Raw genomic sequence first — 13468 nt, forward strand, 5'->3', positions numbered from 1 at the left:
GCAGCTTTAGTAAATTTTTCAAAGCTTTGCCGCTTGACCTAATTCTTCTTTCAACATTTGGCGATAAACCCTGGGTAACTCACTGGTGTTTGCATTATCTTCGATGCCATATCCTAAGCTCGTCCAGGTGCCAGAAAGTCGCTGTAAAACTGTGCTGATTTGTCCTTTTTTTAACGACTGGCGTAAATCAACGCCCCAGGCTTGAGAATCATTCAGCCAACGATAGACGACTTGATCTTGATATTCGGGCGAGAAACTGTAGCCTTGCCAAAACAACAGAGTCGGCGGGTCAAGGTGGTAGCGTCGAGCCTCCTCTAGCCAGGTAGACGTGATGAACTGGTAGCGCCCAGCAGCCGTGGTGCAATTGCCTGTGTTGGGTCCTGCGACGATCGTCACACAGCGATCGGGGTGTTTGCTCAAATCGGCGGCATAGTCTCCCCCATAGAGAACCGCGTAGGGATTGCGAACATTTGACTCACTCGCCGAAATGGTTCGCATCAGTGCTCGAATGTAGGGGTCGCCGCCACGCATCACTAGAGGCGTTTTAGCACCGATCGCCGAGTCAGGCACCCAAAACGAGGGACGTTTATCGAGCAGGTACATCATCAAAAAGACGATCCCGAATAGAATCACACTGCGAACAAGAAGTTTTTCAACAAATTGTTCTAAAAAATCGGGTTTTGACTCAGTATTTGACATAAGTTGCCGTTCTAACATGAGGCACCAGAAAGCATTCTAACCGCAGAAGTTGAGAAACGTTTTGCGATTAGTCATGTTCAACCCAAATTCTTTTATCCGGTCATTCGACTGAGCAGAGGTGCAGCCGCGAGAAGAGTCTTCGTGTAAGGATGCTGAGGATTGCTAAAAATCTCTTTCGTTAACCCCAATTCAACGATCTTTCCGGCATTCATCACGGCAATGCGATCGCAGAAAAATCTCGCCACCCACAGATCATGCGTAATAAACAAATAGGTCAAATCAAAGTCTCGTTTTAACTCTCGCATCAGTTGCAGCACTTGCGTTTGCACGGTCGCATCTAACATACTCACAGGCTCATCACAAATCACCAGGCTGGGACGCGTGATCAGAGCACGAGCGATCGCGACTCGTTGCTGCTGTCCGCCAGACAACTCGGCAGGATAGCGATGATAAAAATCCTCGACGGGCGTTAAGCCAACTCGCGCTAACATCGCCTCGACTTCTGGCTTTGCTTTTTCAGCCGTGGCTAACTGATGAATCAAGAGTGGATCGGCGATGCTTTGTCCGATCGTCATTCTAGGATTCAAACACGCTAACGGATCTTGAAACACCATTTGAATCTGACGACGCTGTTGACGAAGCTGTTGGCGATCGAGTTCTGTCAATTCGTGATCTAAGAATTTGACTTTGCCAGCCGTAGGGCGAAGCAATTGCAAAATCGTCCGCGAGAGCGTGCTTTTGCCGCAGCCAGACTCACCCACCAGTCCTAGCGTTTCACCGGGATAGAGATTTAAATTAATACCGTCAACCGCTCGAATCGTGTGATCGGTTTTATCAAACAGTCGCGAAATAAAATTTTGCTCTAGCGTGTAGTGTTGTTTTAAGTCTTGCAATTGCAAAATCGGCGCGTTTTGCTTGAGGACTGCTCGATCGTCCGTGTCGTCTTTTTGGATATGCAGAGCAGCCGTTAACAACGATTTTGTGTAGTCATGCTGCGGATTTTGAAATACCGATTGCGTGGTTCCCGTTTCGACAATCTTTCCGGTGTGCATCACAGCGATGCGATCGCAATATTCTGACACCATCGCTAAATCGTGAGAAATCAGAATTAACGCCATTTGCCGCTCACTGCACAGACGAGTCAACTCTTGCAAAATCTGAGCCGACACCGTGACATCTAAACTCGTTGTCGGCTCATCTGCCACGATTAGTTTAGGATTCAGCAAAAGCGCTAGAGCGATCGCGACTCGCTGCCGCATTCCGCCGCTAAATTCGTGGGGATATTGTGCCCAGCGGATTGCAGGAATTTTAACCGCTTCTAGTGTCGCGATCGCACGTTCTTTTGCCTGTTTAGTCGAAAGATTTGGCTCGTGAGATTTGAGGGTTTCTAAACAGTGATCGCCGATCGTCATCAACGGATCAAGCCGCGTCATCGGATCTTGAAAAATTAGCGCCACCGCCTCGCCTCGAAACTTCCGCAATTGCGACGGTGACAGCCTAAACACTGATCGCCCCTCAAACGTCACCTCTCCTTCAACCCTAGCGGAGTCAGACAGCAGCCTCATTGCTGCCCGTCCCAACGTTGATTTGCCGCAGCCAGACTCGCCCACCAGCCCCAATCGCTCACCGGGTTGCAGCGTGAATGACACATCATCTACCACCCAACTGGCATAAATCTTTGAATAAGCGACGCGGAGATTTTTAACGCAAAAAAGAGGTTCGTTCATGGTGGCGAGTCTGCTTTCAGCTACTTTAGCAGACTCGATTACGGCTCCTCGATCGCTTTTGATTTCTGCATTTGCACGATCGCCTCAAATCGTCGCATCAAATAAGCGACTCCAAAATCGCCATTCGGATTTTTCTCCAACGCTTCAGCTAGGGCAAAGACTTGCTGGGCGAGGTCTTCACCCAATTTATCTACGGTCGCCTGTTTTTCTTGGGCAAAGTGCTCTCGTTCGCGAGACAGCGACTGCCATTCGCTCGTGAATAGTTGCTCGATCGCCGTATGCAAGCCCATTTTCTCTAACGCATCCCATTCGCCACGATCGCACCAGATACCACCACAGCTTGGGCACCGCTCCACATAAAACGGGGTTTTCATGCCGATTTTGGTTCTCGCCAGATAGCTGCGGCACTCTGGGCAGAGAGACGCTTTTGCATCAAACGGCGACTGCACAAATTCCACATCTAAAACGTTTGGCACTAGCTCTGCTGCCGTGGTGGGGTGTGTTTTTTGGCGTTGCCAAGTCTGATAGTCTTCTGACGGAATCCACGTTCCTTTGCAGTCAGGACAATCTTTGACTTTCAACTGATCGGCTAAAGTGCCGTCTATTAGCGCAATCTTGCGGTCTTTGGGACATTGCACAGCGATGCTCTCAATGCGACAATCTCCATTTAATCAAGCTCTCGTCACGTTTGGCAGATAGCCGTAAAAATTGGCTATTCTTTCTGCAATAGAGCATCGCAGTAGCGGATTAGCGTGTTGACTCGATCGCCAACTTGCTCTAGTCTCTGCTGGCTGGTCGCTGCCTGTTTAGCAGCTTGCAAAAACATCACGTCGGTTGCTAAGAGCCGCAGTTGCTTGTTGATCTCGACGTGGAAAGAGCGCGATCGCTGCCCCACCGCTGCGTCCAGTTCGTCTAAGTCGAGACATCTCACCTGGTCTTGAAAAAACTGCTGTGCTAGAGAAATCTCTGCTTTTAGCAAGGCTTTCTCACAGTTGGGTTGAGAAATTAGACGGCGCAGCCGCTCTAAAATCTGCTGAAAGTCTTGATATCGGTGACGATGAATCTCCGGCAGCATTGTGGCACCCGTCAAGAAATCTGCCTTAACGTCGATAGCTTGTCTAAAACTGGGGCGCTAGGATTCGAACCTAGGAATGCCGGGACCAAAACCCGGTGCCTTACCACTTGGCGACGCCCCATCGCGTTACCGATTTGTATTCTAGCAGCTTATCGCCCAAGTCTGTCAAGCAAATGATTACGTTGGCGATTTAACCCAGCTCTATCGCTGTATCAATCGGTACTGCTGATCGAGGTAGAGTCGATTATGATCATGAAAAAGATTAAGTTCCAGAATGTGTGAGCATCTCAACCAAGGGTAAGAAGTGGAGTGAACGCAGCAGACCAAGCAACCACCCTTGAAACGACAAGCAAAATCGCAACGGTGGTCAATCTCTTTAAGTCTGAGTTTCCTGATGTGCGGGCAGACTTAAAACCGTGGGCAAACGACGCAGACACGCGAGAACTCGTTGATCCCGACTCGATCGACATTGGCTTTCACTTTCCAGGTCGCAGTCGCCTGTTTCAAAGTCGCAGCATTTTGGTGCAAATTCGGTTTCACCAAGATTTAGACAGTCAGACTCGTCGAGCGATCGGAGTCGAGGCAGCGGGTTTTGATCACGAGGGCAACCAGTGGCGATTTTCAACTGTGCAAGACTGGGGTTTTGAAGGCATGAGCAGCCCGACTCCAGACATTTGCGATCGCCTGAGAGGATTTTGTCGCAAAATCTTAGACGTGTTTAACTGACAGCCGTTTGGCTAGACCTCCTGCACGAATACTTCGCCCTCGCCCTCTCCCCAAGGAGAGGGAACAAGAAGTTCTAGCTGCCTTCTCCTTGGGGAAAAGGCAGGGTGGTTTCATACAAGGAAATGAAAGACCTGATGCAGTTGATTCGCCCAAGACCTGAGGGCTTGTGGAACGGTGCGCCACCGCTGCCGTCTTGCCAAGGTGATGCAGAACGTATTGAGAACTGCCCAATTCACGGGCGCATGTCCCCCTTTGCGAACCGGATCATCTTCCTCGAAGGTGAACATCTTTGACCCAATGTAAGCTACTTTCAATTTGCCAATGCTGACGGGTAGCTTTGAGCAAGTCCGAAGCCGACCAACGGCGACTGCTGAGATAGCGAACCGTCTCGCAGAAGGGCTGCTGGGCGCGGATGCCATCTCACGTCACGACCCCGATCGAGGCGAGGCGGGCGTATTTCGCTTGCAGGGTTGGGGGTGAGGTAAACAACTTGCACAGGGCGCTGGACGCTGCGCCCATGAGAGTGATCTTGCTCTACGGCGACTGCCAAAGCGGGTTCAGTTTAGGTCAGAGTCTCAACGGCGGCATCGGTCTCGGCTTGACTAGATTTGAGTGCCAGAAGATAGTCCTGTTCGATGGCATTCACCTCGTTTCGGGCAAGGTTGCCAGTGCCCACTGATTAAACGTCTCAATCCATCCCTGAGGCTCGACTTGCAGAAAACTGTGCCGAAAGGTCGAATAGGACGGCATCGCTTGCCTATTGGGTAAGTCCAGCAGATGACCAAACTCGATTGATGGTGCCAGCAAAAGTCTGCCAAGGGGCGATACCCGCGGTAGCCGCACAGAAACCCCAGGAGGCTGAGAAATAGAATCATCCGCCAGGGATGTCGACGACCTTTGATCTTTCGAGGGTCGGGAATTTGCTTTAATTGCTCTATGAGGGTCATGGACTGAATCGATGAATCACTACTCAGTCCATCCTCATTTTCCTACGACTGAGCAGTATCTATTCAGTTCATTCTCATTTCCTTGCTCTTATATGAAACCACCCTGCTTCTCCTTGGGGAGAAGGGTCGAGGGTGAGGGCTTGCCCCACTTCGTGAAGAGGGCAATTCATAGTTGTGTTCAGCAACGCCAGAATCTTTAAACATTCTCTAATGCTTGCATCGCAGCCCTAATTAAGTGGTAGAACTGCGGCTGAGACACGTCTATCTCCTTCGAGGTTTGGGGAGTTTTACCCAACGTTCCAATCCTTTGACCTTTTTGAATCGCTAGAATCTCGCCTTTGAAATTGCGGATTCTGAGTTCTTGAGTGTTGTCTCGCTCCACGATCGTGCAAGTGTAGTTTCGCTGGCTGTGGGAAAACTCAACGCCAGACCCAGACTGAGACGGCAACCTCACCCCAATAATTTCTAACTGCACCGAAACATCGCCGTTCCATTCATTAGTTCTGACTCGGTAGGCAATGTCTAGATATTTCGGGAAAGGATAATATTCGCCCCAACGCCACGCGATCGCGGTCAGTTTGTGACCGACTGAAAACTCATCTGCCGCCAAATCTTCTTGACACACCATTAACTTGAGGTGCCCTTTGCCAATCAATTTTTGGTCACTAATGCGAACGTTGGGAGTCCAAAAAACAGGATCGGGGTTCTCCATCCCGCACGGGTGAAGGGCATCAATTTGAGTATAAAAACTGAGATCAATTTGATTGAGATTTGCTTGAGCATCGACGGTGACGAGGGGCTTGAGATGTTCGACTTTGAGAGATTGGTGAGCAAACGTGCGGAGGCGCGATCGAATCGCATCCAACTGACTCGCCTCAAACGAAAATCCTCCGGCTGCCTTGTGTCCGCCCGACTTGATCATCAGATCTTTGCAAAACTCCAGCGCCTCGAAAACGTGAAACTCTGGAATGCTGCGCGCTGACCCGCGAATGTGCTGTTGGGCTTCGTCTTCGTAGGTGCCGATAAACACCGGAACGCCATAGCGCTCGACTAATCGAGATGCCACGATGCCAATCACGCCGTGATGCCAGCCAGGTTGCACAAGCAGCAGCACCCGATCGTCCTTAGCATCCAGCGACCCGTGTTCATATGCCTCGATCGCGTCTCGCTCAATTTGTTCGCAGAGTTGCTGACGCTGTTTGTTGATCTGTTCGCACTTCATTGCCTGTTCTAAAGCAACGCCATCATCGTCTGTGATCAACAGTTCAATCACAATCTGAGGATCAGCTAGCCGACCGACTGCGTTAATGCGAGGACCTAAGCGGAACCCGATCGCTTCGGGCTTGAGATTTTTCTCACCGCTCAATCCCGCGACTTGAATGAGTGCCTGAACGCCTGCGAGTTTGGATTTTGGCAATAGCTGCAAGCCACGTTTGACCCAGCGACGATTTACGCCTAACAGTGGAGCAAGATCCGCGATCGTGCCCAGGGTAAAGAGTTCGAGTAAGATGTCTCGCAGTTCTCGCGTTTGGTCAAAGCTTTGTGCCAATGACAGCGCCAAAACATACGCCACTCCGACTCCTGCCATGCTGCGATAGGGAGACGTTTCGGCGATCAGTTTGGGGTTGAGAATGGCGTTTGCGTCGGGCAATATTGGCGGTAAATCGTGGTGGTCGGTGATGATCACCGCTAACCCAAGCTCGCGCGCTCTGGCGATCGGTTTGTGAGCCGCAATGCCGTTATCGACGGTGAGAATCAGCGAAACGCCTTCATCGTGAAAGTCTTCAACAATTCGCTCATTGATGCCGTAGCCTTCATTCATCCGACTGGGGATTGCATAATCAACTCGCGCCCCCAAAAACCGCAGCGCCCGCAGCAGCAGCGCCGTACTGGTCATGCCGTCTGCATCATAGTCTCCACAAATGGCGATGCGCTGTCGTTGATTAATGGCGTTGATCAACAGTTCTAAACTGATGGGCAAATCGGGAAAATCTTCGAGCGGCGAGGGCAACTCTTGAGAGTCGGGATCTAAATAAACCCTGATCTGCTCTGGGGTTTCGATGCCGCGGTTGAGCAACACCTGAGTCAACAAGGGAGACAACCCCGTCGTTTGAGCCAGTTGTTCTGCCCGCTCTGCCTGACTCGCAAAAATATTCCAACGTTGGTCAGGAATCGCAGGACGGGAAGACGAACTCGATCGAGAAACAGGAAGCTCTAACACAGGCGATCGATCCAAAAAGACTCAAATCATCTTACAGATATAAGTGGGCAAACGGCAGAATGTCGTTACCCTTTAGAAAACGTCGACTCGACCATCATTGCGAATATAGACAGAGCGATCGCCCGGTGGATAATTGCGCTCTGATTTGAGTTCGATTCGCAAAGTGTTGGGGTTGGGCTTAGAAAGAGACGATTTTATCGCCAGCGACGTGATATCCCAAAACACCACAGAAAGATTGGGAGTGGTGCTGCTATCTCGCTCAAATTCGATCTGCTGCCCTGGTGAAACCGAGAGAGGTTGAGTACCCGCCACCTTTTCGACTTCAACTCGGTTCTCGGTTCGGTTTAACACTTGCACTTTAATGCGCTGCCCCGGCGTGAACTGAAGGACTGGGGCAGGACAGGTATTTTGACAAGTCCGGGCGTTGACGGTAAAGCCGATCGAACCTGCAAATAGGGTCGTTGTCAGGACGATCGTCACCAGCTTAAAAGACATGGCAGCCATTTTGGGTAGAGTGTGCAGGTTGGAGTCCGTCATTAGTTTCCGACTAATACATCAAAAAACGCATCATCTAACTCATAGCCCAGCATTTGAGTCAGCGATTTCAGGCGTGACTTGCTCTCAATGCCCTGATGTTTCAGCCAATTCATCAGCACGAATGTTTTGTTCATCACAAAAATCTCCAGCGCTTCGGGATTGTATTGAATCCCCTCTTTGGGCTGAAACTGATGAGGCACTAGCATCGCCGTATAGCGTCCTAATTCCCCAGCTTTCCAATCGACCAAAAACGGCAGCCAGGGATACAACGCATCTAGTCGAATAAACCATAGACGCACCTCTGGAATCTCGGACAACTCTCTGGGATCGTCGGCTTCGAGCGGATAGTCGATCGTGAATTGAAGCTGCTGTTCGTGGGCAAGAATCTCAGGCAGAACTGGGTTGATGATGGCGATCGCAGGAGAAAGATCTAACGTATTGATCTGATCGGCAGTGAGGATGATCGAGATAGCCATAAATAATGATGAGTTTTGAGTCAGCGAATCCACCCTTCAATAGTCTCACTGTTCTCAGCCGACAGACTCATTTCAAAACTCAAAATTCTTACAGATCTTCCTTCTCGACCTGTGCGCGATAGATCGGAAACAATACATTAAAAGTGGACCCTTCACCAATTCGACTTTTGACCGAGATTGAGCCGCCACAGTGCAGCAAGAGTTGTTGAACGATCGTCAGCCCCAAACCCGATCCGCCAGTGTCTTCTGCGATCGTTTGGCGCACCCGATAGAAGCGATCGAAGATTTTAGGAATCTCATTTGCCGCAATCCCGATCCCCGTATCGCGAAATTCAAGCTGCACATAGTCACCCTGCTGTTTTGCTCGCACCCAAACCTGTCCACCTGTGGGAGTAAATTTGACTCCATTGTGCAAGAGGTTAATGACGATTTGCTTGAGCCACATACTCAAACACGCCACGGGCGGCAGATCTTCTGGCACCGTGTAAGCCAATCTCACACCTTTTTCTTCTGCCAGCGGCTGGTAGGTGCTGACGACCCCCGGCACCACATCGCTCAGTTTGAGCGACTGAATCGTCGTTTGTTCTGCCATTTGGTCGAGGCTCACCAAGTCGAGCAGACTCGTGATCAGAGAGCTTTGACGATCGCACTCCTTCACTAGCAGATCCATATATCGCTGCTTTTGAGGTGCTTTGAGATTGGGCGAATTGAGCAGCGTCATCGCCGTTTTCATGTTGGTCAAGGGTGTTCTCAGCTCTTGCCCGACATTGTTGAGAAACTCATCCTTTAGCCGAATTGCCGTCAACAGCTCCTCGTTTTGCATTTGCAGCAGTGAGGCGAGTTCTGCCTGTTTACGATAAGTGGTCGATCGCTGCCAGAGTTCGTCTTGACGCTGCATTTGCTTTGTGAAAATCTGCCCAATCAGCGCTGCATTCAAAGCGGAGGGTTGAATCTGATTGATCAACGTCTCCCAGGATGCCCGCTTGTCGATAGACCCATCTGCATCGGTTGGTAATTCTAGACTCAACTGAGCTAGAAACTGCTGGATCATCTCCTGATCGAGTGAGAATAGAACCTTTACCTTTGGTAACTGTTTTTTGTCGGGAGACTCTTCTTGCCCGTTAGAAGGCTCGATCGCGCTTTGAGACGATCGAACGCGGTGCGCCATTAGCAAACAGCAAAGCTGCTCTGACCAAATCAGCAAGAAATATTCGCGTCTAAGCTGATTTTCAGGAGCCAGCGCGATCGAGTGAATAAGGGGATGCTCTGCGAGATCATACTCACTCTGCTCAGATAGCTGAAGGCTGCTCTTCTCAGAGGCTTCTTCTCGCTGATTTTTTAATAAGTAAACGGCTTGAGGAAGGTCATCAAGCTCACAGTAGCGATCAATCTCAGCTTGCCAAGCTTTACCATGAGGCACCTTTGCCCAAACCACGGCAGAAATCTGCTGCTCAATCAATAGATTGAGTAGGTTACCCATCATCGACTTGAAGGTAGCCGGACTAACTTGAAGAGCAAAGGGGGTGTGCTCAGAGTTAGCCGCTAATTCATAGAGAGACATTGGGGCGACTAATGGAGTCATAAGATTGGGAAAGGGCAGGGTATACGATCAATACTTAAATTTTTCTACGATTACATCCGGGCTTCTCGGTATATTGACTAGATAAATCGCCATCCTTAATCTGAGTATCCCGTTTACTCAGTAAATTCACTGAAGCGCCTCGCGATCGGTAGACTTCTCAATCTATCTTTAGAGGAATTCTCTAGCTACACAAGTCTGTCTTTTTATCAATTCACTTTAACAAAGAGTTACATATTCTAGGCATAACTCGATCGTAGCCCTGTGAAGTTTAGGATAACGCTCGGATTATATCTCTAGAAACCAAGTCACTCCATGAATCAGAAACACTCATTAGAAGTCGCTGCATTTTTAGCCAGCTTGAGAAAGGGAATTTGGATACTCTGCATTCCAGCATGGCTCTTTGGCGCGTTAGAACGAGGGGCAACGGTTTTCTCTGACCACATGATTACCCCACCAGAGTTGCTTCAAATTTTGACCGCTGTCTTTTTTCTCGTAGGTTGGCTGCTTTTGAGACCCAAAAACTTCACCCAGCCTTTGACGCAAGCTGAATAATCGGGGTCAGAAAGAATTTGTCGAATACTTTAAGGAGAAAAATTATGAATGGACAAATGTGTTGGCTATCTGGCTTGGGTGGCGGAAACAAAATCCTGCACCTGAGAGAACACGCCAATAGACCCTGGCAGCCCTACAGCGCGTTCCCTCATTATCGAGTCCCTGATTTAACGATCCCTGGTGCTTCTAAAGGTTGGACCACTTATCAGCGGCTCCGACAAGCAGGCTGGACTCTTGTACCCACTGCACAGGCACACGCGATCGCTCCCACACAAGCAGCCTCAGCGATCGTAGAGCGCCAAGGGTCTCTGAATTTCTAATGCTCTATCTTTTTAAGCCAGTTCAGAATCAAAGGGTTGACCACTTCAGGTCGCTCATCGTGAGGACAGTGCCCCGTGTTTGGAATTCCGACAAACTGAACGTCGTGGGTTTCGGTCATTTGTTGATAGACTTGCGCTCCGGCGATCGGAGTCCACGGATCGGCTTCTCCCCAGAGAACCAGAAGCGGAACCTGAATGCGGGGTAACAACTCGGTGGGTCTAGGTCCGGCGGGGGCAGTCAAGATAGACGCAAACACGGCTTGAGCACCCGGATCACACGAGGGAGCGTGCAGCAAATCGACCAACTCATCGGTAATGGCTTCAGGATTTTTGTAAACCTGTTTGAGACTGCCGCGGATTCGAGCTTTTTGACGAACTCGATTAAACAGCCAGGGTCCCAGCGTTTTAGAACTGACCAGTTTGGCAAAGCTGCCCATCACAAACCGCAGGGGCAAGTTTAATTCATCAGGACGATGATTGAGTCCTCCGGCTGAGTTGAGCAAAACTCCTCCTGCCGCGATTTCAGGGTGTTCTGCGAGAATCATTAGGCAGATCAGACCGCCGATCGAGTTGCCGACAAACACCGCAGGTCGCTGAATCTTGGCTACCCAAAAGTCACGAATCAGTTCTACCCAGACATCTAGCGTGTACTCTAAGGCAGGTTTTGCAGAGCCACCAAACCCCAGCAAATCAAGCGCAAAAACCTGATAGCCAGCGGCAGCAAGAACGGGAATATTTTTACGCCAGTGCCCGATCGAGGCTCCAAAGCCATGAATCAACACCAAAGGTTGCCCAGTACCAACAGACGCATATTGAATCTGGTGCCCTTGCCATTCCCAGATTTGCGTCTCTAAGGGAACTGAGGTTGGAAGTTGCTCTACAGTCACGGCAGTTGTGTGAAGTTTTTTTAAGATAACTTCATCATAATATTTTAATCCTCAGAATTTCCAGATCTCGTCAAAAACTAGCTCTCGTCAGAAAGAGTTAGCCTTACCCTTTGCCCTTTTGAGACTTTGGCTCTGGCGGTGATTGCAGCGCCTGGTCTAACACCGCACGAGCTTCTTCTGCCTGAGCGCGCGCTTCTCGATAGCGCAAGTTGACTTGAGCATAGGCTTTGAGAACTTTGAAGCCATCCTTGAGTTGAGTGACTTCTTCCTCGCTGACGAGATCGTCTGAAAACAAAATATCAATCTGCTCACGGACTTGCATCGCCTCGTTGCGTGACTCTTGAGCCTTTAGCTTCAGCGTCGCGAGACTGCTCAAAATCTGGACGGCTTGATTGAGCGAATCGTCATCTCCGGTGGCGATCGCTCCTGGATCTTTGACTTCAATAAACTGTTTTGGACTGAACCCATCTGTGAGATCAGTTGGGAGTTTGCCGTCATCCATCAGTTCCATGAGTTGATCCATCGCCTTTTCACGGGCTTTTGCAGAATCTTTACCTGGAACGGTAAGAATGACTTCGGGACTTTGGGCAAGCGTGTATTGAACCATTGGAGAATCTAATCAGCAAAGCACTGACTCGATCTTAGAACGTGAGTCAGAAATATCGACAGAAAATTACGTTCAGACACAAATATAGAACATTTGTATTGAAAAAAGGCGATAAGATTAGTTCGCTTGAACTATTTGATTTATGTCAAAGAAACGTGCTGATTTAGACTCGCCCTGGAAGAAAATTCTGCGGCAATATTTTCCAGAAGCGATTCACTTTTTCTTTCCTCTAGTGGCTCAAGTGATTGATTGGGAGAAACCATATGAATTTCTCGACAAAGAATTCCAGCAAATTGCTCCCGATGCAGAACAGGGCAAACGCTATGCTGACAAGCTCGTTAAAGTTCGACTTAAAAGCGGCAAAGCGACCTATTTGTTGGTTCACGTCGAGATCCAAGCTCAGAAGGAAGACGAGTTTGCGGAGCGGATGCTGACCTATAGTATTCGGATCTTCGATCGCTTTCAGACCCTAGCGACCAGTTTGGCAATTTTGTGTGACGAAAACTCAGCTTGGCGACCTCAGGCTTGTGTTCTCGAACGTCCGGCGACTCGGCTATAGTTTGAGTTTGGCATGGTTAAACTATTGGATTATCGATCTCAGTGGTCAGAACTCGAAGCCAGCGATAACCTGTTCGCAACGGTTGTAATGGCGCATCTCAAAACTCAAGAGACGAAACGGCATCCGCAACGACGCAAAGAGTGGAAGTTTGGTCTGCTGCGTCGCCTATATGAGCAAGGCTGGAGTCGGCAAGACATCCGCCATCTCTATGAATTTACCGATTGGGTTATGATCTTGCCAGAGGCTCTAGAGGAAGAGTTTTGGAAAGAACTAAAGCAATTTGAGGAGGCACAAAGGATGGCTTATGTCACAAATGCTGAACGAATTGGAATGCGTAAGGGACTAGAACGAGGACTAGAACGAGGACTAGAACGAGGACTAGAACGGGGACGACAGAGCGCGCAATTTGGTATTGCTCAGAAGATGTTGCAAGAGGGGATGCCGATCGAGACGATCGCTCGAATAACCGATCTCTCGATCGAGCAAATTCAGCAGCTACAGACCTCGCAATCTCAAGGTACTGACGACTGATTTAACTAGTGCGTTTGTTCTA

Annotated in this window: 18 protein-coding genes, 1 tRNA gene and 1 pseudogene; 6 read left to right on the top strand and 14 right to left on the bottom strand. The window is 49.5% G+C overall.

Annotation, left to right across the window (positions count from 1 at the left end):
- Positions 1 to 18 precede the first annotated feature (18 nt).
- The 5 genes from A8707_RS14900 to A8707_RS14920 all read right to left on the bottom strand — a co-directional run bounded on the left by A8707_RS14900 (position 19) and on the right by A8707_RS14920 (position 3622).
- Complete coding sequence (locus A8707_RS14900) at positions 19 to 699, bottom strand: glycoside hydrolase family 24 protein (protein ID WP_082906372.1); 681 nt, start codon at positions 697 to 699, stop codon at positions 19 to 21.
- A 92-nt stretch (positions 700 to 791) separates the two neighbouring features.
- On the bottom strand, positions 792 to 2426 hold the full coding sequence (locus tag A8707_RS14905; protein WP_068818036.1) for a dipeptide ABC transporter ATP-binding protein: 1635 nt from the start codon (positions 2424 to 2426) through the stop codon (positions 792 to 794).
- 38 nt (positions 2427 to 2464) lie between these two features.
- Positions 2465 to 3064, bottom strand: a complete 600-nt coding sequence (locus A8707_RS14910) for a TFIIB-type zinc ribbon-containing protein (RefSeq protein ID WP_068818037.1) — start codon at positions 3062 to 3064, stop codon at positions 2465 to 2467.
- Positions 3065 to 3138: 74 nt separating this feature from the next.
- Positions 3139 to 3516 (bottom strand): heterocyst frequency control protein PatD, encoded by a 378-nt coding sequence (patD, locus tag A8707_RS14915; protein WP_156518600.1) that lies wholly within the window; start codon positions 3514 to 3516, stop codon positions 3139 to 3141.
- Positions 3517 to 3550: 34 nt separating this feature from the next.
- Positions 3551 to 3622, bottom strand: a tRNA-Gln gene (locus tag A8707_RS14920).
- Between the two features lie 188 nt (positions 3623 to 3810).
- On the opposite strand from A8707_RS14920, the gene A8707_RS14925 reads away from it, so the two are divergent.
- Complete coding sequence (locus A8707_RS14925; RefSeq protein ID WP_068818039.1) at positions 3811 to 4227, top strand: hypothetical protein; 417 nt, start codon at positions 3811 to 3813, stop codon at positions 4225 to 4227.
- 110 nt (positions 4228 to 4337) lie between these two features.
- Here the strand turns inward: A8707_RS14925 and A8707_RS30645 are convergent, their stop codons facing one another.
- Positions 4338 to 4514: a hypothetical protein gene (locus tag A8707_RS30645; RefSeq protein WP_156518601.1), complete on the bottom strand. Its 177-nt coding sequence runs from the start codon at positions 4512 to 4514 to the stop codon at positions 4338 to 4340.
- 34 nt (positions 4515 to 4548) lie between these two features.
- Here A8707_RS30645 and A8707_RS30650 point away from each other — a divergent pair, with 34 nt between their 5' ends.
- Entirely contained in the window at positions 4549 to 4707 is a 159-nt protein-coding gene (locus A8707_RS30650; RefSeq protein ID WP_156518603.1) for a hypothetical protein, read from the top strand.
- A 162-nt stretch (positions 4708 to 4869) separates the two neighbouring features.
- On the opposite strand, the gene A8707_RS29755 is transcribed toward A8707_RS30650, so the two are convergent.
- From A8707_RS29755 to A8707_RS14945, 6 genes and pseudogenes are all read right to left on the bottom strand, one after another.
- On the bottom strand, positions 4870 to 5034 hold the full coding sequence (locus A8707_RS29755; RefSeq protein WP_231948090.1) for a hypothetical protein: 165 nt from the start codon (positions 5032 to 5034) through the stop codon (positions 4870 to 4872).
- Positions 5035 to 5069: 35 nt separating this feature from the next.
- Positions 5070 to 5174: pseudogene (locus A8707_RS30655) on the bottom strand (hypothetical protein); the annotation flags it as partial.
- A gap of 196 nt (positions 5175 to 5370) precedes the next feature.
- Complete coding sequence (gene recJ, locus A8707_RS14930; protein ID WP_231948091.1) at positions 5371 to 7410, bottom strand: single-stranded-DNA-specific exonuclease RecJ; 2040 nt, start codon at positions 7408 to 7410, stop codon at positions 5371 to 5373.
- A 57-nt stretch (positions 7411 to 7467) separates the two neighbouring features.
- On the bottom strand, positions 7468 to 7932 hold the full coding sequence (locus A8707_RS14935) for a hypothetical protein (RefSeq protein WP_082906371.1): 465 nt from the start codon (positions 7930 to 7932) through the stop codon (positions 7468 to 7470).
- The gene (locus tag A8707_RS14940; protein ID WP_068818040.1) at positions 7932 to 8408 is read right to left on the bottom strand and encodes a CRR6 family NdhI maturation factor; all 477 of its coding nucleotides are present in this window, start codon (positions 8406 to 8408) and stop codon (positions 7932 to 7934) included. Before A8707_RS14940 ends, A8707_RS14935 begins: the two co-directional genes overlap by 1 nt.
- 88 nt (positions 8409 to 8496) lie before the next feature.
- Complete coding sequence (locus A8707_RS14945) at positions 8497 to 9990, bottom strand: DICT sensory domain-containing protein (RefSeq protein WP_068818041.1); 1494 nt, start codon at positions 9988 to 9990, stop codon at positions 8497 to 8499.
- 312 nt (positions 9991 to 10302) lie between these two features.
- Between A8707_RS14945 and A8707_RS14950 the strand changes: the two genes are divergently transcribed.
- Together A8707_RS14950 and A8707_RS14955 are read left to right on the top strand one after the other, a co-directional pair.
- Positions 10303 to 10542 carry a hypothetical protein gene (locus A8707_RS14950; RefSeq protein WP_068818042.1) on the top strand — a complete coding sequence of 80 codons (240 nt, stop codon included), beginning with the start codon at positions 10303 to 10305 and terminating at the stop codon, positions 10540 to 10542.
- Positions 10543 to 10586: 44 nt separating this feature from the next.
- Complete coding sequence (locus tag A8707_RS14955; protein WP_068818043.1) at positions 10587 to 10862, top strand: hypothetical protein; 276 nt, start codon at positions 10587 to 10589, stop codon at positions 10860 to 10862.
- Here the strand turns inward: A8707_RS14955 and A8707_RS14960 are convergent.
- Complete coding sequence (locus A8707_RS14960) at positions 10859 to 11749, bottom strand: alpha/beta fold hydrolase (protein ID WP_068818044.1); 891 nt, start codon at positions 11747 to 11749, stop codon at positions 10859 to 10861. The two genes, A8707_RS14955 and A8707_RS14960, sit on opposite strands and share 4 nt — an antisense overlap.
- Before the next feature lie 103 nt (positions 11750 to 11852).
- A complete protein-coding gene (locus A8707_RS14965) occupies positions 11853 to 12356 on the bottom strand; it encodes a hypothetical protein (protein WP_068818045.1) in 504 nt (167 codons plus the stop codon).
- A 142-nt stretch (positions 12357 to 12498) separates the two neighbouring features.
- Between A8707_RS14965 and A8707_RS29100 the strand changes: the two genes are divergently transcribed.
- A complete protein-coding gene (locus A8707_RS29100) occupies positions 12499 to 12915 on the top strand; it encodes an Rpn family recombination-promoting nuclease/putative transposase (RefSeq protein WP_068818046.1) in 417 nt (138 codons plus the stop codon).
- Between the two features lie 12 nt (positions 12916 to 12927).
- Complete coding sequence (locus A8707_RS29105; protein ID WP_068818047.1) at positions 12928 to 13446, top strand: RpnC/YadD family protein; 519 nt, start codon at positions 12928 to 12930, stop codon at positions 13444 to 13446.
- Positions 13447 to 13468 lie beyond the last annotated feature (22 nt).

The organism is Phormidesmis priestleyi BC1401, from assembly GCF_001650195.1.
Lineage (GTDB): Bacteria > Cyanobacteriota > Cyanobacteriia > Leptolyngbyales > Leptolyngbyaceae > Phormidesmis_A > Phormidesmis_A priestleyi_B.

Bases quoted from the DNA above. Each gene is read 5' to 3' on its own strand.
- A8707_RS30645 (WP_156518601.1), bottom strand. From the start codon at position 4,514: ATGTTCACCTTCGAGGAAGATGATCCGGTTCGCAAAGGGGGACATGCG.
- A8707_RS14965 (WP_068818045.1), bottom strand. From the start codon at position 12,356: ATGGTTCAATACACGCTTGCCCAAAGTCCCGAAGTCATTCTTACCGTT.
- A8707_RS14940 (WP_068818040.1), bottom strand. From the start codon at position 8,408: ATGGCTATCTCGATCATCCTCACTGCCGATCAGATCAATACGTTAGAT.
- A8707_RS29105 (WP_068818047.1), top strand. From the start codon at position 12,928: ATGGTTAAACTATTGGATTATCGATCTCAGTGGTCAGAACTCGAAGCC.
- A8707_RS14935 (WP_082906371.1), bottom strand. From the start codon at position 7,932: ATGACGGACTCCAACCTGCACACTCTACCCAAAATGGCTGCCATGTCT.
- A8707_RS30650 (WP_156518603.1), top strand. From the start codon at position 4,549: ATGCTGACGGGTAGCTTTGAGCAAGTCCGAAGCCGACCAACGGCGACT.
- A8707_RS29100 (WP_068818046.1), top strand. From the start codon at position 12,499: ATGTCAAAGAAACGTGCTGATTTAGACTCGCCCTGGAAGAAAATTCTG.
- A8707_RS14905 (WP_068818036.1), bottom strand. From the start codon at position 2,426: ATGAACGAACCTCTTTTTTGCGTTAAAAATCTCCGCGTCGCTTATTCA.
- A8707_RS14945 (WP_068818041.1), bottom strand. From the start codon at position 9,990: ATGACTCCATTAGTCGCCCCAATGTCTCTCTATGAATTAGCGGCTAAC.
- A8707_RS14900 (WP_082906372.1), bottom strand. From the start codon at position 699: ATGTCAAATACTGAGTCAAAACCCGATTTTTTAGAACAATTTGTTGAA.
- A8707_RS14955 (WP_068818043.1), top strand. From the start codon at position 10,587: ATGAATGGACAAATGTGTTGGCTATCTGGCTTGGGTGGCGGAAACAAA.
- A8707_RS14950 (WP_068818042.1), top strand. From the start codon at position 10,303: ATGAATCAGAAACACTCATTAGAAGTCGCTGCATTTTTAGCCAGCTTG.